18 protein-coding genes and 1 riboswitch are annotated in these 17,078 nt (G+C 41.6%); of the genes, 12 read left to right on the top strand and 6 right to left on the bottom strand.

Translation table 11 applies throughout. The features are described from left to right. Positions 1-120: 120 nt before the first annotated feature. Positions 121-1,089, top strand: coding sequence for an MBL fold metallo-hydrolase (locus tag ACXAHI_RS05040; RefSeq protein WP_474846409.1), 969 nt, complete (start codon positions 121-123; stop codon positions 1,087-1,089). Positions 1,090-1,105: 16 nt separating this feature from the next. Continuing rightward, a complete protein-coding gene (locus ACXAHI_RS05035) occupies positions 1,106-1,897 on the top strand; it encodes an SDR family NAD(P)-dependent oxidoreductase (RefSeq protein ID WP_474811247.1) in 792 nt (263 codons plus the stop codon). A gap of 296 nt (positions 1,898-2,193) precedes the next feature. Here ACXAHI_RS05035 and ACXAHI_RS05030 read toward each other — a convergent pair whose 3' ends face one another. Beyond that, positions 2,194-2,997 carry an SDR family NAD(P)-dependent oxidoreductase gene (locus ACXAHI_RS05030; protein ID WP_474846407.1) on the bottom strand — a complete coding sequence of 268 codons (804 nt, stop codon included), beginning with the start codon at positions 2,995-2,997 and terminating at the stop codon, positions 2,194-2,196. A 274-nt stretch (positions 2,998-3,271) separates the two neighbouring features. Between ACXAHI_RS05030 and ACXAHI_RS05025 the strand changes: the two genes are divergently transcribed. From ACXAHI_RS05025 to ACXAHI_RS05010, 4 genes are all read left to right on the top strand, one after another. Further along, entirely contained in the window at positions 3,272-4,483 is a 1,212-nt protein-coding gene (locus ACXAHI_RS05025) for a Y-family DNA polymerase (protein WP_474848077.1), read from the top strand. Positions 4,484-4,498: 15 nt separating this feature from the next. Then, the gene (locus ACXAHI_RS05020) at positions 4,499-4,831 is read left to right on the top strand and encodes a YolD-like family protein (RefSeq protein WP_474846405.1); all 333 of its coding nucleotides are present in this window, start codon (positions 4,499-4,501) and stop codon (positions 4,829-4,831) included. Between the two features lie 89 nt (positions 4,832-4,920). Further along, the gene (locus ACXAHI_RS05015; protein ID WP_474846403.1) at positions 4,921-5,760 is read left to right on the top strand and encodes an alpha/beta fold hydrolase; all 840 of its coding nucleotides are present in this window, start codon (positions 4,921-4,923) and stop codon (positions 5,758-5,760) included. A gap of 81 nt (positions 5,761-5,841) precedes the next feature. Further along, positions 5,842-5,946: riboswitch (SAM riboswitch) on the top strand. 68 nt (positions 5,947-6,014) lie between these two features. Further along, entirely contained in the window at positions 6,015-7,319 is a 1,305-nt protein-coding gene (locus ACXAHI_RS05010) for a Na+/H+ antiporter NhaC family protein (RefSeq protein WP_474846401.1), read from the top strand. Positions 7,320-7,359: 40 nt separating this feature from the next. Here ACXAHI_RS05010 and ACXAHI_RS05005 read toward each other — a convergent pair whose 3' ends face one another. Together ACXAHI_RS05005 and ACXAHI_RS05000 are read right to left on the bottom strand one after the other, a co-directional pair. After that, positions 7,360-8,037, bottom strand: a complete 678-nt coding sequence (locus ACXAHI_RS05005) for a hypothetical protein (protein WP_474846400.1) — start codon at positions 8,035-8,037, stop codon at positions 7,360-7,362. 452 nt (positions 8,038-8,489) lie between these two features. Continuing rightward, positions 8,490-8,951, bottom strand: coding sequence for a hypothetical protein (locus ACXAHI_RS05000; RefSeq protein ID WP_474846398.1), 462 nt, complete (start codon positions 8,949-8,951; stop codon positions 8,490-8,492). A 171-nt stretch (positions 8,952-9,122) separates the two neighbouring features. On the opposite strand from ACXAHI_RS05000, the gene ACXAHI_RS04995 reads away from it, so the two are divergent. Further along, the gene (locus tag ACXAHI_RS04995; protein ID WP_474846396.1) at positions 9,123-9,836 is read left to right on the top strand and encodes a nucleotidyltransferase domain-containing protein; all 714 of its coding nucleotides are present in this window, start codon (positions 9,123-9,125) and stop codon (positions 9,834-9,836) included. Positions 9,837-10,083: 247 nt separating this feature from the next. After that, entirely contained in the window at positions 10,084-10,368 is a 285-nt protein-coding gene (locus ACXAHI_RS04990; protein ID WP_270179170.1) for an AbrB/MazE/SpoVT family DNA-binding domain-containing protein, read from the top strand. A gap of 53 nt (positions 10,369-10,421) precedes the next feature. Here ACXAHI_RS04990 and ACXAHI_RS04985 read toward each other — a convergent pair whose 3' ends face one another. Beyond that, positions 10,422-11,180, bottom strand: coding sequence for a TrmB family transcriptional regulator (locus tag ACXAHI_RS04985; protein ID WP_474846394.1), 759 nt, complete (start codon positions 11,178-11,180; stop codon positions 10,422-10,424). Between the two features lie 135 nt (positions 11,181-11,315). On the opposite strand from ACXAHI_RS04985, the gene ACXAHI_RS04980 reads away from it, so the two are divergent. From ACXAHI_RS04980 to ACXAHI_RS04970, 3 genes are all read left to right on the top strand, one after another. After that, positions 11,316-12,491, top strand: coding sequence for an MFS transporter (locus ACXAHI_RS04980; RefSeq protein WP_474846392.1), 1,176 nt, complete (start codon positions 11,316-11,318; stop codon positions 12,489-12,491). Positions 12,492-12,550: 59 nt separating this feature from the next. Then, the gene (locus ACXAHI_RS04975) at positions 12,551-13,195 is read left to right on the top strand and encodes an SDR family oxidoreductase (RefSeq protein ID WP_474846390.1); all 645 of its coding nucleotides are present in this window, start codon (positions 12,551-12,553) and stop codon (positions 13,193-13,195) included. Between the two features lie 219 nt (positions 13,196-13,414). Then, positions 13,415-14,344 (top strand): manganese-dependent inorganic pyrophosphatase, encoded by a 930-nt coding sequence (locus ACXAHI_RS04970; protein WP_474846388.1) that lies wholly within the window; start codon positions 13,415-13,417, stop codon positions 14,342-14,344. Positions 14,345-14,413: 69 nt separating this feature from the next. On the opposite strand, the gene ACXAHI_RS04965 is transcribed toward ACXAHI_RS04970, so the two are convergent. Then, positions 14,414-14,968 carry a hypothetical protein gene (locus tag ACXAHI_RS04965; RefSeq protein WP_474846386.1) on the bottom strand — a complete coding sequence of 185 codons (555 nt, stop codon included), beginning with the start codon at positions 14,966-14,968 and terminating at the stop codon, positions 14,414-14,416. Between the two features lie 52 nt (positions 14,969-15,020). On the opposite strand from ACXAHI_RS04965, the gene ACXAHI_RS04960 reads away from it, so the two are divergent. Further along, positions 15,021-15,935 carry a phosphatidate cytidylyltransferase gene (locus ACXAHI_RS04960; protein ID WP_474848075.1) on the top strand — a complete coding sequence of 305 codons (915 nt, stop codon included), beginning with the start codon at positions 15,021-15,023 and terminating at the stop codon, positions 15,933-15,935. 366 nt (positions 15,936-16,301) lie between these two features. Here the strand turns inward: ACXAHI_RS04960 and fabL are convergent, their stop codons facing one another. Next, positions 16,302-17,057 (bottom strand): enoyl-[acyl-carrier-protein] reductase FabL, encoded by a 756-nt coding sequence (gene fabL, locus ACXAHI_RS04955; protein ID WP_474846384.1) that lies wholly within the window; start codon positions 17,055-17,057, stop codon positions 16,302-16,304. Positions 17,058-17,078 lie beyond the last annotated feature (21 nt).

Below are 17,078 nucleotides of genomic sequence, written 5' to 3'. Positions count from 1 at the left end.
GAATTAAAAAAATTGTCAATGAGTTTTTATAATTTTCTGACTTAACTATACTGATATAATGACAAAAGGTAGGATGAAGAGTAGAATGGAGTTAGGAAATCAAGGATAGGCGGTGGAGTGATGAACGCGACGATGGCAGATGAAATACTCTCCTTCACAGTACCGACGCCATTTTTAGTTGGTCCTGTGAATTGCTTTTTAATTAAGGGTGATGCGGTAACACTGGTTGATACAGGTCCTAGAACATCACGAGCGAAAGAAGTCCTTGTATCACAGTTGAAGGACCATGGGTTTTCTTTGGAAGACGTTGATCAAGTAATCTTAACGCATCATCATCCTGATCATATCGGGTTAGCGGGATTGATGAGAGAGATGGGTAAGAAAGTGCTTGGTCACTGGAAAAATGATCGTTGGCTTGAAATGAAAGATAGCTTTTTACAAGAGCACGAGATGTTTATGAGAGGCATCTATCAAAGTGCGGGAGTCCATGAGCGTTTTTTACATCATGTCCATGATTTAAAAGAATATCTCTCCTTTACAGATCGGGCCACGTGTGATGTCCATCTTACTGAAGGTGATGAGGTTCCTGGCTGTAAGGGGTGGAAGGTAATCGAAACTCCTGGTCATGCACAAAGCCATATTTCTCTTCTCCATGAACAGACTGGAACGATGATAGCAGGGGATCACCTCATAAAGAATATCTCATCGAATCCTATACTAGAGCCACCGTACAACGGACAGCAGAATCGTCCGAAGCCGCTGCTACAACAGCGCGAGTCCTATTACAAAACACTTGAATTAGCACCGTCTTTTGTTTATACAGGTCACGGTGACCCGATTGAAAACGTCGAGGTGTTAATCAAGGATCGTCTGCGACAGCAGGAAGAACGAGCCAAGAAAGTTGGAGTGTTATTAAAACAAGAGCCGCTAACCGCTTTTCAAGTTTGTCAAAAGCTGTTTCCAGGTATTTATAAGAAGCAGATTGGGCTTACTCTTTCTGAGACGATCGGTCAGTTAGATTACTTACAATCTGAAGGGATGATAACTCAGTTTAGAAGTGGAGAAGTCGATCTCTATAGACATCAATAATCGTTAGGAGAGAGTCATGAAGAATATTAAGAACAAAGTTATACTTATAACCGGGGCTTCAAGTGGAATAGGCCGCCAGTTAGCTCTCGATTTAGCTAAAGAAGGCGCAAGACTTATCCTCGTCGCGCGAACCGAGGAAACGTTGCTTAGGTTGAAAGAGCAAATTGAATCGGAAGGTGGCTATCCTCCTGCCGTATGGCCGATGGATGTTGGAGATGGAGAGAGAGTTGATCAACTCCTTCCTCGGTTATTAAAAGAAATGCCTCCGATCGACATACTCATCAATAATGCTGGCTTCGGTAAGTTTGACAATTTTGTCGATGCGGATATGAAAGAAATCGAGACGATGTTCGATGTGAACGTCATAGGATTGATGAGATTTTGCGCGAATGTTTTACCAGGCATGGTAGAAGCGAAAAAAGGCCTAGTGATCAATGTTGCTTCACAAGCTGGAAAAATCGCGACACCTAAGTCAGCTGCTTACTCCGCTACAAAGCATGCGGTCCTTGGGTTTTCAAATAGCTTAAGGTTAGAGATGAAGCCCTATGGTATCAACGTAATGACCGTCAATCCTGGGCCGATCAAGACCAATTTCTTTGAAGTGGCTGACAGCAGTGGCAATTATACAAAGAACGTAGAAAAAATGATGCTGACTCCTGAGAAGGTTTCGGGTGAGATCTTATCAGCTATTGAAAAAGGTAAGCGAGAAGTGAACCTTCCGGGCTGGATGAATGCCGGAGCGAAGATTTATCACGCAGCCCCTGGTCTAATTGAAAAAGTGGGCGGCCGATTTTTTAATCAGAAATAAACAAGAGGCTGGGGCATAAGCGTATAACCATGAGAAAGACCCGATCAATTCATTTGAATTAGATCGGGCCTTTTGTAATTTACAGATAGGAAACCGCCGCTTCGCCAACATACTTCGCTTTCCGCAGGCACGGCCTCAGTCTCCTCAGAAAGCAAAAAACCCCGCGGGGCCTTCGGACTCGTGCTGTTCCCGCAGGAGTCTACGTATGTTGGCTACGCTAAAGTCTTACCCTTTAACATTCTACATTCGCGATTCCCTTCATGTATGTTGGTTTTGTCCCAGCCTCTTGTTCTGTTTTATCTCATCACACTACCACCAGAGATCTTTAGTGACTCTCCAATAATGTTCTCAGATGCGCTCGATAAGAGGTAGATAATGCTGTTTGCTACTTCTTCTGGCTGTGTGATACGCCCAGAAGGTAATCCTTCTTCTACCGCTTGCAATTCTTCTTCGTAACTTTTACCTTCCCGCTTTCCTTTAGCTTCTATTGCACTTCTTCCCATTTCGGTGTCGACGAATCCAGGGCATACGGCGTTAACGCGAATGCCGTGCTTGATCGCTTCGTGGGCGAATGATTGTGTGAATCCAGTTATTGCGAATTTAGATGCGCTGTATGCTGTGTTTCCGTATGTACCTCGTAATCCTGAAAGAGAAGAGAGGTTCACGATTCCGCCTTTTTTACCTTCGTTACGCATGTGGTTATAAACGAGCTGCGTAAGAAGCACTGTAGCAGTGTAGTTCAGCTCCATCACGTTTCGTAAATCTTCTTCCTGTAAGTAATCTAACGTATCCCCACCGCCAATACCTGCTGAATTTACGAGTCCAGTGATCGGTCCGTTTTCCTTTGCAGCTTTCTTGATAAGGTGCGAGCGGTCTTCTGTGTTTGTTAGGTCAGCAACAATACTCGTGACTTTTGCACCTTCCATCAGTTCCTCGCATTCTTTTTTTAATTTTGAAAGCTTTTCTTCATTCCGTCCTGTGATCGTTACTGCTGCACCTGTTTGTACCGCTACTTTCGCTGTTACATATCCGATTCCACCGGTAGCTCCAGTTACGACAATATGATGATGCTTCAATGCATCCTCTCTAAAAATTCCCATATGATTTCCTCCTTATATTTTACGTAACGATTCCCTCTTTCAATGAAACACGAAACCCCAAAGTACCACATGGCCACAATTGCTCTGCTAAATTTGTTTCTTATCTTCGTGCTGTAGTGCGTTGGAAGAAAGTACTTATTGATATACGAACGTATATTCGGGTAAAATACGGGTATAGATATATAGAACTAGTGTTCTTATTTTCGATTATTTGAAAGGAGTGGTGAAGGTGGATTATTCAACGTTACAAAAGAAAACCATTTTGTGTATTGATATGAAAAGTTTTTATGCGAGCTGTTCTGCGGTCGAGATGGGGCTCGATCCCTTAACGTGTCATCTTGCTGTCGTGGGAGATACGGAGCGTCAGGGTAGTGTGGTTTTAGCGGCCTCGCCTGCACTAAAAAAAGATTTTAATATCCGAACAGGAAACAGGCTTTTTGAAATTCCTGATGATCCCCGTATTCATATCGTGAATGCGAGAATGTCATCCTATTTGAAACAATCGATGGAGATCACAAGGTTATTTCATCGGTATGTTCCAAAAGAATGTATCCATACGTACAGTGTGGACGAATCTTTTCTTCAAATCGACGGGACTGAGCGTCTGTGGGGAGGACGCTTTGAGACGGCTAATAAAATCAGGAAAGAAATCAGTGAAACGTTCGGTTTACCATGTGCGATCGGTATAGGTCCTAACATGCTGATGGCGAAGCTTTGTCTGGATTTAGAGGCGAAGAAGTATGGCGTTGCTGAATGGACGTATGAGGATATCCCTGAGAAGCTCTGGTCTATTTCGCCTCTAAGTAAAATGTGGGGGATCGGTCCGCGTCTCGAGCGCACTTTAAATCGGATGGGGATTATGAATGTTGAACAGCTCGCAAAATACCCGTTACATCTTCTTGAACAAAAGTTCGGAGTGATGGGCAATCAGCTCTATCACCATGCATGGGGAGTAGATCTCTCTGACATTGGAGCTCCGATTATGCAGGGGCAGATCAGCTTTGGTAAAAGTCAGATTCTACTTCGTGATTATCATGAGCAAAAAGAAATCAAACACGTTATTTTGGAAATGAGTGAAGAAGTAGCGAGGCGTGCGAGAAGAGCCGGAAAAGCTGGGCGTACGATCAGCCTCGGAATCGGCTATAGTAAAGACGAGGGAGGCGGCGGTTTTCACAGGTCGAGAAGCATCGACAGCCCCACCTCCATCACGCTTGAAATCTATGACGTGTGCTTGCAGCTTTTTCAGGAATTTTATAGAGGGCAAACGGTTCGGAAAATCTCAATCGCTCTTTCAAATATTTGTGATGACGAGGAAGTGCAGCTCAACCTTTTCAATTTGAAACGGCCGAAGCAGCGAGACCTTGGATACGTAATGGACTCGATACGGGAGAAATACGGATCCGATTCTCTGCTTCGCGCTGTTTCCTACACGAAAGCCGGTACAGCGTTGCATCGAAGTAAGCTTGTCGGAGGTCACAAAGCATAGAAAGGGGTTGATAAGATGATTCGTGACCGAGGAAATATTAAATGGACATCGATGATGTTACCAGAGCATGTTAAAGAGTTAAGAGAATGGAAAGAGGAAGACCGGAGAAGAGAACAGCCTGAGCTTGATGAGCAGAAGATTGAGGAGATGAACGACACCATTTGTGAAGCGATGGCATTTCACCAGCCGCTTACATTTCATTATTTCAAGAACGGTACGAAGAACGTGTTGACAGGATATGTTCATTATATCGACCAGCTCAATAAAGAATTACGAATTGTTGATCTAGATGAGAAGAGGCAGAACATTTCGTTTGCAAGCCTCGTGCATATTGGTGAAGGCGACTAAGATGGTAACACTCCCCACAACAGAAGACGTTTTTCCTCGGCGAAAAGGGGTAAAATACGTACAAACTAGTATACGGAGTGAACTGTCAGATGCTATCTGTAGAGAGTCTCAAACATTATAAGGAGAACATAAAAGGAATTGATATTCACTATGAGTATCATGAGAACGAAGTGACGTCGGACCGTCCTGTGCTAACATTACTGCATGGGTTTTTATCTTCCACTTTTAGTTATCGAAGATTGATTCCCTTGCTTTCAAAGCATTACACGATTGTAGCCGTTGATCTCCCACCGTTTGGAAGAAGTGAAAAATCGAGTCGGTTTGTTCACTCTTATCAAAACTTTGCGGAAGTCGTGATCGAACTACTCGAGCGGCTAAGTGTTGACGAGACCGTTATGATTGGTCATTCCATGGGAGGGCAAGTGGCATTAAGAGCAGCAAGTATCGATGAAGACCTAGTTAAGAAAAATATTTTGCTCTGTAGTTCAGGCTACCTTGAAAAAGCGAGACAGAGTTTAGTGTACTCTTCTTATTTGCCCTTTTTCTCAGTGTATTTAAAGCGCTGGCTTTCGCGAAAAGGAGCAAAAGGGAATTTGATGAACTGCGTTTACGATCCAAATTTAATCGATGAAGAGATGGTGGATGGTTATGTTCAGCCTTTCTTCCATGAAGGGATTTTCCGTTCGCTCGTACGAATGATTCGAGATCGTGAGGGGGATTTGTCACAAGAAGAATTGAGGAGAATTCATACGCCGAGTTTACTGATATGGGGGGAGCATGATCGAGTAGTACCGCTTCAAATTGGAAAACGGCTGGCAGAAGATCTACCGAATTCAGAGCTGATCGTATACGAAAAGACGGGTCACCTTCTCCCTGAAGAGCAGCCACGTTCCATTTTAAGAGACATTCAGAAATTTATTCAGGCGTAAGCCGCAGAACGACACGGTTCGACTTTATTCTTGACGAAGCAGAATAATGCGTGATAAACTTCATAACACTAAATCGAATAGTTCTTATCAAGAGAAGTGGAGGGAACTGGCCCTGAGAAGCTTCAGCAACCTCTGGTATGTCAGAAAGGTGCTGCTTCCAGCAAGAGAGATCTTGAGAGATAAGAGTGAAAGCCCTCTTCTCTTGAAGTGGGCTTTTTTGATTGCTACAAACTTTATGAACAAGGAGAAACACCATGGATAAAGACATAAAAGGGAACGGCTTTGCACTGCTTCCACTCGGTATATTTATTTTACTTTTTATCGGAACGGCAGTTGTAACAAAAGATTTTTATAGCATGCCTGTTGTGCTTGCTTCACTGATCGCTGCAGGCGTTGCACTCGCAATGAACAGGAAAGAAAGCTTTATGACAAAGGTTGAGGTGTTTTGTCGTGGAGCAGGAAACTCCAATATCATCTTAATGATTCTTGTTTTCTTATTAGCGGGAGCCTTCGCTGAAACAGCGAAAAAGATAGGTGCGGTAGATTCGATTGTGAATCTCGGCATCTCTATATTACCAGCAAGCCTTCTCGTTGTTGGTTTGTTTCTAATCGGGTGCTTTATATCAATATCGATGGGAACCTCGATGGGAACGATCGTAGCATTGGCTCCGATTGGAATTGGAATTGCAGAGCAATCCGGGATTCCTGTAGCTTTGACATTGTCAGCGGTCATTGGAGGAGCGATGTTTGGGGATAACCTCTCGATGATTTCCGATACGACGATTGCAGCTGTTCGGACGCAAAACACGAAAATGAAAGATAAGTTCAAGGTGAACTTTTTCATCGTTTTACCGGCAGCAGTTATTACTGCCATTATATATGGATTCTTAACGGTAGGGGAAAGAGCGACAGTAAGTGGAGGTGAACCATTTGATTTTATCTCCGTCCTCCCATACCTTGGCGTATTGATTGCAGCGATTGCAGGGGTAAATGTGCTTATTGTACTTGTAAGTGGAACGTTGTTCGCGGGTGCAGTAGGCTTATTTAACGGAACGTTTGGTTTAAGTGGACTCGTTTCTACGGTAACGGATGGCATTAAAGGGATGGAAGATCTCGCCATGATCGCATTGATTATTGGTGGGATGATCGAAGTCATTCGATATAATGGAGGTGTCCAGTACGTTCTTGATAAAATTCTTCATCGAGTGAGATCGAGAAGAGGAGCGGAGTTTGGTATCGCAGGACTCGCTACGATGTTAGACTTATCGACGGCAAATAACACGATATCAATAATAATGGGTGGACCACTCGCGAAGAACATATCAGAAGAGTACCAAGTTGATCCTCGAAAGTCCGCAAGTATTCTTGATATATTTTCTGGAAGTGTTCAGGGCATGCTCCCATACGGCGCACAGCTGCTAGCAGCGGCTGGACTAGCTTCCATCTCGCCTTTGGCACTCATACCATATTCAATTTATCCAATTCTTACAGCGATTGCTGGTATTGTGGCAATTACCATCAACTACCCTTCATTTCGGAAAGAAGAAGCGGTAGAGTAACGAAACAACCAGGCCTGTCAAAATGACGGCCTGGTTTTGTTTATTCTTCGATTTGCTTTTGTAGGTTCACAATTTTTTGAGGTAATATATAAAGAAATTCAATCAATGAGTCCAATAAATCAATAATTAAATTAGCCGTTTCTTCACTTGCTGAATTTTCAAGGCATAAAAGGTTGTGAAGGTTGCTTCCTTTGCCTAACAGCTGCCCGAGCCGTACGATTGGCTCTTCGAGGTCAACTTGTTTGGCCAGGCTTTCGAGCTGTTTGGATAGAGGTTGAGAAAGTTCGTTTTCAGCTAAAAAGCTTCTAGTGATGCTTTCTAAAACGCGGTTTGCCATAACTGCTGTAGCAGTCCAGTCTTTCATATTATGTACGTTAACAGCTGAACGATAGACACGCTCGAGATCTTCTGGAAGCCTTGCTGTTCCAACCAATCTGCCAAGAGGTTCTCTAGTGAAAGAAGTTTGATGAACAAAAAGCTCTACTTCTTCACCTTGATCGCTAGTAGACGTTTTAATCAATACAAAGAGAATGGATTCTTTACATACCGAACATCTTGAAAAGGTTGAAAAAACCGTTTGGTTGATTTGGTAATCGAATTTTAAATGGAAAGAAGCGGTGTTTCCGCACTCAGGACATTCTGTATTGGCGGACTTTGGTAGTTTTGTTTGTCCGTATTTTACAACAGAATTAATTGTCGTTTGTTGTATTTTTCTCATCTAATACCCCCCTGAATCGATTTTGAGCTTAGTCTTTGATCTCTTGTTGATACGGGTGTTGAGAATAAGGTAGATGTAGTAGTAAGAATATTATAACATTTTATCTTATCAACTTACATTATTCGCCCCGAATGGTAATTTAAGGGGGCACGTTGTAGAGAATAAAAGGTGTGTAGTGATTTGAGACAAAAGTCTCTATGTAATGCTGTTTTCTAAAACAAAATTACAAACAATTCAAGCGTGTGAACAAGTATGGTTAGGTAACTGAAGATGAAAAGCACGATTAACATTCGCTTCTTCACATAAAGCTGCAATCCCTTCTAATTCGAGAGAAAAAACGTTCATAAGCTAGAAAATGCATTTCTTCTTCCTTCTCTATCGTTAATGTTATTTTATATGAATCGTTTCAGATAGAAAATACCCCCAGCAACAAAAGGTTGCTGGGGGTATTTTTATTGGCGGATGAAGCCTTCTTCATCAAGGTATTGAATCGCTTCGTTATATGAAGGAAAAGTGCCATCAAGCATGTCACCGGCATACACATTCCATAGCTCCAGCTCAGGCTCATAGGCGAGGTGCAGCGTTTGATCTTCTTCGTTCATCCAGATTTCTTCTTCGATATCTTCTCCAGGTAAAACAGATAGTGAGTGAATCGCTTCTCCGATTATTTTTCGAAGGTCATTACTTGAGAAGTCACGGATATTAACCATTCCTCTATCGTCTACTGGGTACTCTTCAAGTAGCTCGCCATAGACAAATCCGTTTCCACTAGGATGCAGATGATAGACGACGTTCTTTTTATCCATAACACTTTCCTCATAGTGAAAGTTAACTCTTCCCAGCGACACATCTTTACGTGTTAATTCAGGGAAAGTGGATTCTATAATGTGTAGCTTTTCTTCAAAAGTTAGCATAGTGCCTCCTGTTAATAACATTTGTATAGTAAGTCTGTGCTTACGACCAAACGTGTATTCAACTCTTCTTCATCTTGTACTATAAGAGTGTATCAAAATGTTAATCAATGTGGAAGGTATGATTCTCTTCCTTCTCAATGTAAAATAAAATAAAAAGGCGAGGGGAAGACCATGAAACGATTAGAGGTTGCCAAACATGATGCGAAGGAACTTGTAAAAAGTCACTTTCCTCACTGTAACGTAGCACTTTTAGCTGGAAGTATTGTTAGAGGAGAGGGTACGAAAACGTCAGATCTTGATCTTGTTGTTTTCGATCCTTCGGTTACGAATTCTTACAGGGAAAACTTATATTACAAAAAGTGGCCGGTAGAATTATATGTACATAATTTTAATACCTATCAATCCTTTTATAAAAGTGACTGTGAGCGTGGTAAACCTTCAATGCCTCGAATGGTTGCAGAAGGAATCATTCTGATTGATGAAGGAAGCTGTAAAGAATTAAAAGAAGAAGCGAAGCGAATTTTAGAGGCGGGGCCTAAGAGTTGGGATGAAGATACAATTCGTTTGAAGCGATATTTTTTGACAGATGTGCTAGAAGATTTTATTGGTGCTACAGACAGGGGAGAAGAATTGTGCTGCGCTTTAGCACTCTTAGAGCAACTGCATGAGTTTATCCTTAGAATGAATAACCACTGGACAGGTTCTTCAAAATGGATTATGAGAGCGCTCAAACAATTTGATAGTGAGCTAGCTAGTGAATTTGAAAAGGTTTTTGATAGTTATTTCAAAGCCGGAAGAAAAGACGATGTGATCAAATTCGTAGATAGTCAGATGTCACCGTATGGAGGGCGCTTGTTTGAGGGGTTTTCAATCGGAAAAAATTAATTTTTAAAAAAGTGGTTTAGTTTTGATCATAAGGGGGTAACTTTAAACTAGCTTAAAAATTCCCCCTTTTTTCCGTCCGGTTTAGCCGGGCGGTTTTTTTATCTAAGCGGGTATCAATAGTTAAAAGAAATTAGAATAATTTTGGAAAATTATAAAAAAATTAGCATTTTTGCTTGCTAGTAGACAAGTAAACTATTAAAATTAAATAAAGAACGTTTTCGTTCGCTAAAAAGAAGGAGTGATAAGCATGAAGAGCACAGGTGTCGTTAGAAAAATTGATGAACTGGGCCGTATCGTCATTCCAAAAGAACTGCGCCGCACACTTGATATCCAGGTGAAAGACCCAATGGAGATCTTTACGAGTGAAGATCGAATTGTTTTGAAAAAGTACCAACCGGAGATGGCGTGTATGATTACAGGAGAAGTCTTAAACGAGAATAAGTACTTTGGCAATGGAAACATCATATTGAGTCCAGAGGGAATGGCTATTTTAAGAGAAGAAATAGAGAAGACACTAGAAGTAAAAGCATAGAGTGATGAAGGAGAGAAAAGCATGCCTGGTGCGGCATGCTTTTTTTCATTTCCTCAGTATCGTAATTTTAACAGTACGTTTTTAATATCCTCATCCTCCATCATTAATGCTCCGAATTTGCGAGTGATTTCAGTCAAAGCTACATCATGATAGAAGAACTCAGTAAAGAACGTCACTAGGGGGCGAGAGCTCGTATGAATCGCTTGCCAGCCTGATTCTTCGTAACCAGCAAATACTAGTTCTTTATTATCAACAATGAGGATGCGGCTTCGCTGCAGCGCTTCATGTTGAACATCAGGTATCAAAGTTGTGATCGTATCTATTTTTGTATCGAGCTCCCCGATCGAATGAAGTTCAACTGAAATTCCATTCATTTGCTTTTCTTCAATAGTTGAAATGTGCTGTGAGAGATCGTCTGACCAACCTGAATAGACGATCGAAGAGGTTGCCTGTTTCAGAAGGTCAGCTACAAGTGAGTCGATCGATTGGTTATCTTTAAGACTCCAAACGCGGTCATCCAAAGGTTTTTTCCTAGCTTCATACGATTTTAATTGGTCGATATTTCGATTAAAATCACGTTGTAATTTTTCGATGGCTGAGTTTAGCGGAAGTGGTCTATATAATCTCTTTTTTTCCACTGTAGATTCCAAAACCATTCCTTTTTCTCCCATTTTATAAAGGACTTCATATACTTTTGAGCGAGGGACGCCAGATTGTTTTACGATTGCAGATGCGTCAAGCGCTTCCTCTGTCGTAATCAACGCTTCATAAATTTGACTTTCATACTGTGTGAATCCAAACTGCTGCAACATCACTATGCTCTCCTTGCTTTTCGCACTTTCCTACATCTTAGCATAACAAGTAACGTTCCTGAAATTAACTATTGCCTTTTTGTTAAATGGGAGTTACCCTTTTAGTGGTAACTTAATGAGAGAAGGCGGATTATAATGAATAAAAAAGTATATTTACTGACAATCGTTTCATTCGTTGTCGGGATGGTAGAACTGATTATCGGAGGTATTCTTGATCTTGTAGCGGAAGATTTAGGTGCTAGTCTCGGGAAGACAGGCCTATTGATCAGCGTATTTTCAATCGTATTTGCACTCGCTGCACCCATTTTATTATCCTTGACAGCAAAAGTAGAGCGAAAGAAACTTACGATACTCTCACTAATCGTATTCTTGTTTGGGAATGCTTTGGCCGTCCTCAGCAATACTTTCGCAGTTCTAATGGCGGCGAGGGTGATATCAGCAGCTAGTGGATCACTTCTCGTTGTGCTTTGCGTCACGATCGCATCAAACATCGTAGAAAGTAAATACCGAGCTCGTGCGATCGGCGTCGTGTTTATGGGGATAAGTGCGTCACTTGTTCTTGGAGTACCGATAGGTCTTATGTTAGGAAATGCTTTCGGTTGGAAGGCACCATTCGTACTCATCATCGTATTAACGATTTTGTCGATTGCGGGCGTTCACTTTTTCATGGAGAGCATTCAACCGAAGCCCGCGATTCCGATGAGAAAGCAATTGCTGACGCTAAAGAATAGCAAGGTATTTTCAGCACAGTTGACCTCATTTCTATTTTTAACAGGACACCTTACACTTTATGGATATTTAACTCCGTTTTTGAAATCCTCACTCGGGTTATCAGGAACATGGGTGAGCATTGTATATTTGATCTTTGGAGTCGCTGCTGTAGCAGGAGGGGGATTAGGTGGTGTCGCTTCTGATCGATTCGGAACAAAGCCAACTATACTCTCTATTATCGTTGTTTTTGGAGTTTCGATGTTCCTCATCCCATATACGACCTTTGCCTTTCCATTATTCTTAGTCGTAATGGTCGTTTGGAGCATGCTTAGCTGGGGGATTACGCCAGCACAACAAAGTTATTTGATTGAAATTGCACCAGAATCATCTGATATACAGCAAAGTTTAAATAACTCAGCATTACATCTAGGTATCGCACTTGGATCAACTGTCGGAGCTTTTGTGATCGAGAGGGGCACAGTTGAAATGAATGCGACGGTTGGAGGGGTATTCATCATTCTCGCGCTCGTTAGTTCTGTCGTTTCGATGAGGGCAAAAGAGTCGAGTATTTCTTCGCTATCAAATAGAAAAGCAGGTTAATTGAAGCTCATTCATAAATATGGAATAATGTCCATATTAAACGTGAAAGGAGCATCACAATGCACGTACTAGTTATCGGAGCTAATGGTCAAATCGGTCAAAAAGTTGTTGAATTGCTTCATAGTAGTGAAGAACACACGGTGAAAGCGATGGTTCGTAAAGAAGAACAGGCTGAAACTTTAGCGGTTAAAGGTGTAGAATCAGTCGTTGCAAGCTTAGAAGATTCAGTTGATGAAATTGAAAAAGCGATGAGTGGAACGGATGCGGTCATTTTCACTGCGGGCTCTGGCGGAAAAACAGGTGCGGATAAAACGCTGTTAGTAGACTTGGACGGAGCTGTTAAAACGGTTGAAGCTGCGGAGCGAAATGGTATTGACCGCTATGTGATGGTAAGTGCGTTACAAGCTAATAATCGCGAAAACTGGAACGACTCTCTCCTTCCGTACTACGCTGCAAAACACTATGCAGACAAAGCATTAGAAGCAAGCTCCCTATCTTATACAATCGTAAGACCGGGTGGGCTTCTGAACGAAAATGGAACAGGTAATGTGGCGGTTGGTGAACAACTTGAACGAGGTTCTGTGCCTCGTGAAGATGTTGCGCAAGTAGTTGTTGAAGCATTATCAAATCCAAATCTAGAGAAACGTGCGTTTGACTTAATATCTGGAGATACCCCTATAAAACAGGCTTTGCAAAGTTTATAATGGAAGGCTTACTGGATAGACTGTCGATCTTTCGACAGTCTTTCTTATATTCAAAGACGGATAGATAATAAGATAGATAGGATGTTTACTTTTATTGGAGGATGTTTAATGGTAGTCTAATCAAGGTATTCTAATTATGAAATTGATGTTGAGTTTAGGAGTCTACATCTTTACAATATGTAATGTGTACATAAATTCTCTTATTAAAGGAGTCGAACAATGGAAAAAGTATTGATCTTTGGACATAAAAACCCAGATACAGACACGATTACATCTGCGCTCGTTTATGCAGATTTGAAAAGAAAGCTTGGCAAGGATGTTGAACCAGTTCGCCTTGGTGCCGTTAATGCTGAAACACAATATGCATTAGATAAATTCAATGTTGAAGCACCGCGAATGGTCCAAACAGTTGCGAACGAAACGAATAGTGTTATCCTCGTTGACCATAACGAACGCCAGCAAAGTGTAGAAGATATTGAAAAGGTACGCGTTCTTGAAGTTATCGACCATCATCGAATCGCAAACTTTGAAACAGCCGATCCTGTTTACTACAGAGCTGAGCCTGTAGGCTGTACAGCTACTATTCTAAAGAAGCTTTATAAAGAAAATAACGTACAAATCGATAAGCCGATAGCTGGCTTGATGTTGTCCGCTATTATTTCTGATTCGTTACTTTTTAAATCTCCAACGTGTACAGAAGAAGATATTGCAGCCGCACAAGAACTAGCTGAGATCGCGGGTGTGGATGCAGAATCATACGGACTTGAAATGCTAAAAGCAGGAGCAGATATGAGTAGCAAGACGCCGTCTGAGCTAATCAGCCTTGATGCCAAGGAATTTGGTATGGGATCATCTAAAGTTGAGGTTGCCCAGGTCAACGTTGTAGATCCGCTTGATGTACTATCTCGTCAGGATACTGTTGAAGAAGAAATCAATAAAACAATAGAAGAGAAAAATCTTGATCTATTTGTACTTGTTGTAACGGATATCTTAAACAACAACTCAACCGTCTTAGCACTAGGTAAGGACGCTGAAAACGTTGAGAAAGCATTTGATGTAGAACTGATCAACAGACTAGCAGTTCTTGAAGGTGTCGTTTCTAGAAAGAAACAAATCGTTCCAGCTTTACAAGAAACGTTCACTTCATAAAGTGACGAACCCGAACCGAATTTTCTATTCGCGTTCGGGTTTTCTATACATAAGAAATGCACGTTAAGATTAGGGTCGAGTGTTACGCTCTTTAATCGGTGGGTATTCAGTGAGCTTGCCTTCATATACCAGGTTCAATTTGTCACACGTTCTGAAATCTTCTGGAGTGATTAAGGCGGGGAGTTTATCCCAAAGGTTTATGCCAGAGCGTTCTAACACTTCAGCAACAAATTGAGAACAGAAATAGGAGTTACTGAACTCGACTGGTTCGTTAATCGATACGCCAAGTACACCCAGAATATTATAGAGGAACTTTTGTTTATTTCTAATGAAAATCTCAAGCACGCGCTTCATTTTAGTAACTTCTCTTTCCGTTACTTGTAGACCGTAGATGACGCACGTCGTCTGGGGATATTTGCTGTAAGTACCTGTCAATACATCCTCTTTTACAAAGCCTCCATGTAGAGGGTTGTTAGGATTTTTGCGACCAAAGCTATACATATCCCTCAGTTCGATATCAAACGCTAAAGAAGCGTGATTATAAGGAGCTTTCGTGTATCTTTTTATCGATTTAGTAAATAACGTTCCGGTATCTGATAAAAGGATATAGACTGTATGATTCATACTGTCCCCCGATCAACATATAATTTGCGTGTTCCAGAAAGGGTGGTTTTCCCTGCAAAACACAATTTGGACCTTATCTATTATACTAGTAATTCTTACCATAACACACTCGCTATTCCTAGTTATTAAAAGAAAGTATCCATACAAGGATTATTCTGTGTTGTCAGTGCGGATTAAAACGTGGTGGGGTATGTTTGGGGTTTTTTGCTTCGCAACCTTATTCAATCCAATCGTATCTTTACTCTCATTGATGTTTTTATGCTTCTTTGCCTTAAAGGAGTACTTTTCCATGATGAAGACGAGAAGAGCAGATCGAAGAATCTTCTTATGGGCATATGTTGTGATTCCCGTACAATTCTATTGGATATTTATTGAGTGGTACGGTATGTTTATTGTTTTTATACCTGTTTATGTCTTTCTGCTTCTCCCTTTACCTAGAATAATAGGAAAAGGGACTTTAGGCTTTTTAAGATCCGTTAGCTCAACACAGTGGGGTTTAATGCTGATGGTGTTCGGTTTGAGTCATCTTGCTTATTTCCAGGTAGCAAGTCCGACCTATGGAGCGAATTTAGTCCTCTTTCTTGTTCTTCTCACTCAGGTGAACGATGTCGCCCAATTTTTAATTTCGGCATACATTGGTAAAAGGAAGATCGTACCCTCATCAAACCCATATATCACTGTTGAAGGTGTGCTAGGAGCGCTACTAATAACAGTGGGAACGGCCTACTTTACGTATTCTCACTTAACGCCATTCGACTCAACGTTTGGCATTCTTTCAGGCATCTTAATCAGTGTTGCCGGGGGATTAGGGAGTTTGACTATATCGGTGTTGAAGCGTGATTTGCTTCTTGGAGATGGGGGAGTACAGTATGATCATAATAAGAGCTATCTTAGTCGTGTAGATAGTTTGGCTTATACCTCACCTGTCTACCTCCATGTGATCAGATACTTTTTTGATTTTATGTAAGAAAAAAGACAGCAAGGTTGCTGTCTTTAACTTGTTGTGAATACTAGAATGTTCTGGTCCCTACGTCGTAGGAGCTTGAAGACCTCTTGCTTTCCTGTGGACGAACGCCCGAGCCTCAAAGTGGACATAACCCGTCCACTTCGAGTCTCGAACGCACGTTGGACCACGGGAGTCAAGAGGTCTTCCCTCCTACTAGAAAACATTCATACCATATGAAACTTTCCGAACAATTATCTGAGGAATGCGAGCATCGTAAAGCGGAAATCTCACTATAAGCAGGAGCTTTAAAGCTTTCTCAATAGTCTAAAGACAGCAAGGTTGCTGTCTCTTTTTTTTGTGTCAAATAGGATAAATGCTGCGTGTGCGTTATTCTCCTAAAAGTGAAAGTCCTCCATCGACGATGATCGTTTGACCACGGATCATCTTGGCTGCTGGTGTGGTTAAGAAGTATGTTGTATCTGCCATATCTGTTGGTTCAACGAGTCGTCCAGCTGGGTTTCGTTTCTTAGCAGATTCGAGCAATTCTTCTCGATTTGGAAAATGCTTTAGTGCATCTGTATCAACAGCTCCACCTGAAACAGCGTTAACAACGATCCCTTTTGGAGATAGTTCGACCGCAAGATAGCGTGTGATCGCTTCTACCGATGCTTTTGAGACACCAACCGCTACATAATTTGGAAGAGCGCGTATAGATCCTAGGCTAGACAGAGCTACGATAGCACCTCCGCCATTCTTTTCCATAATTTTTGCGGCTTCTTGAGCAGCGAACAAATACGCTTTTGCGTTAATATTCTGCGTCCAATCCCAATGACTTTCTTCGATTTCCATAATAGGTCGTAGAACACCCGACGCAGCATTGTTTACGAAAACATCTAGCCTGCCAAACGTATTTTCCGCCTCTTCAAAAAGTGTTGTGATCTGTGCCACTTCACCAACGTTCGCTTTAACGATATGTACAGAGATGCCAAATTCATTTTCAAGTTCATTTTTAGTTTCTTCCGCATCGCGTTTTTTACGCATAAAGTTCAGAACAAGGTTGTATCCTTCAGATGCGAATTTCCTAGCGATTGCTTTTCCGATTCCTCGCGTACCGCCAGTGATTAATGCTACTTTTTGAGTCATTGATGTCACCTCTTCTATTCT

Source organism: Anaerobacillus sp. ABD4_527 (genome assembly GCF_056160805.1).
Note: the sequence above shows the minus strand (reverse complement) of the source record. Positions and strands in the feature narration are given on the sequence as shown.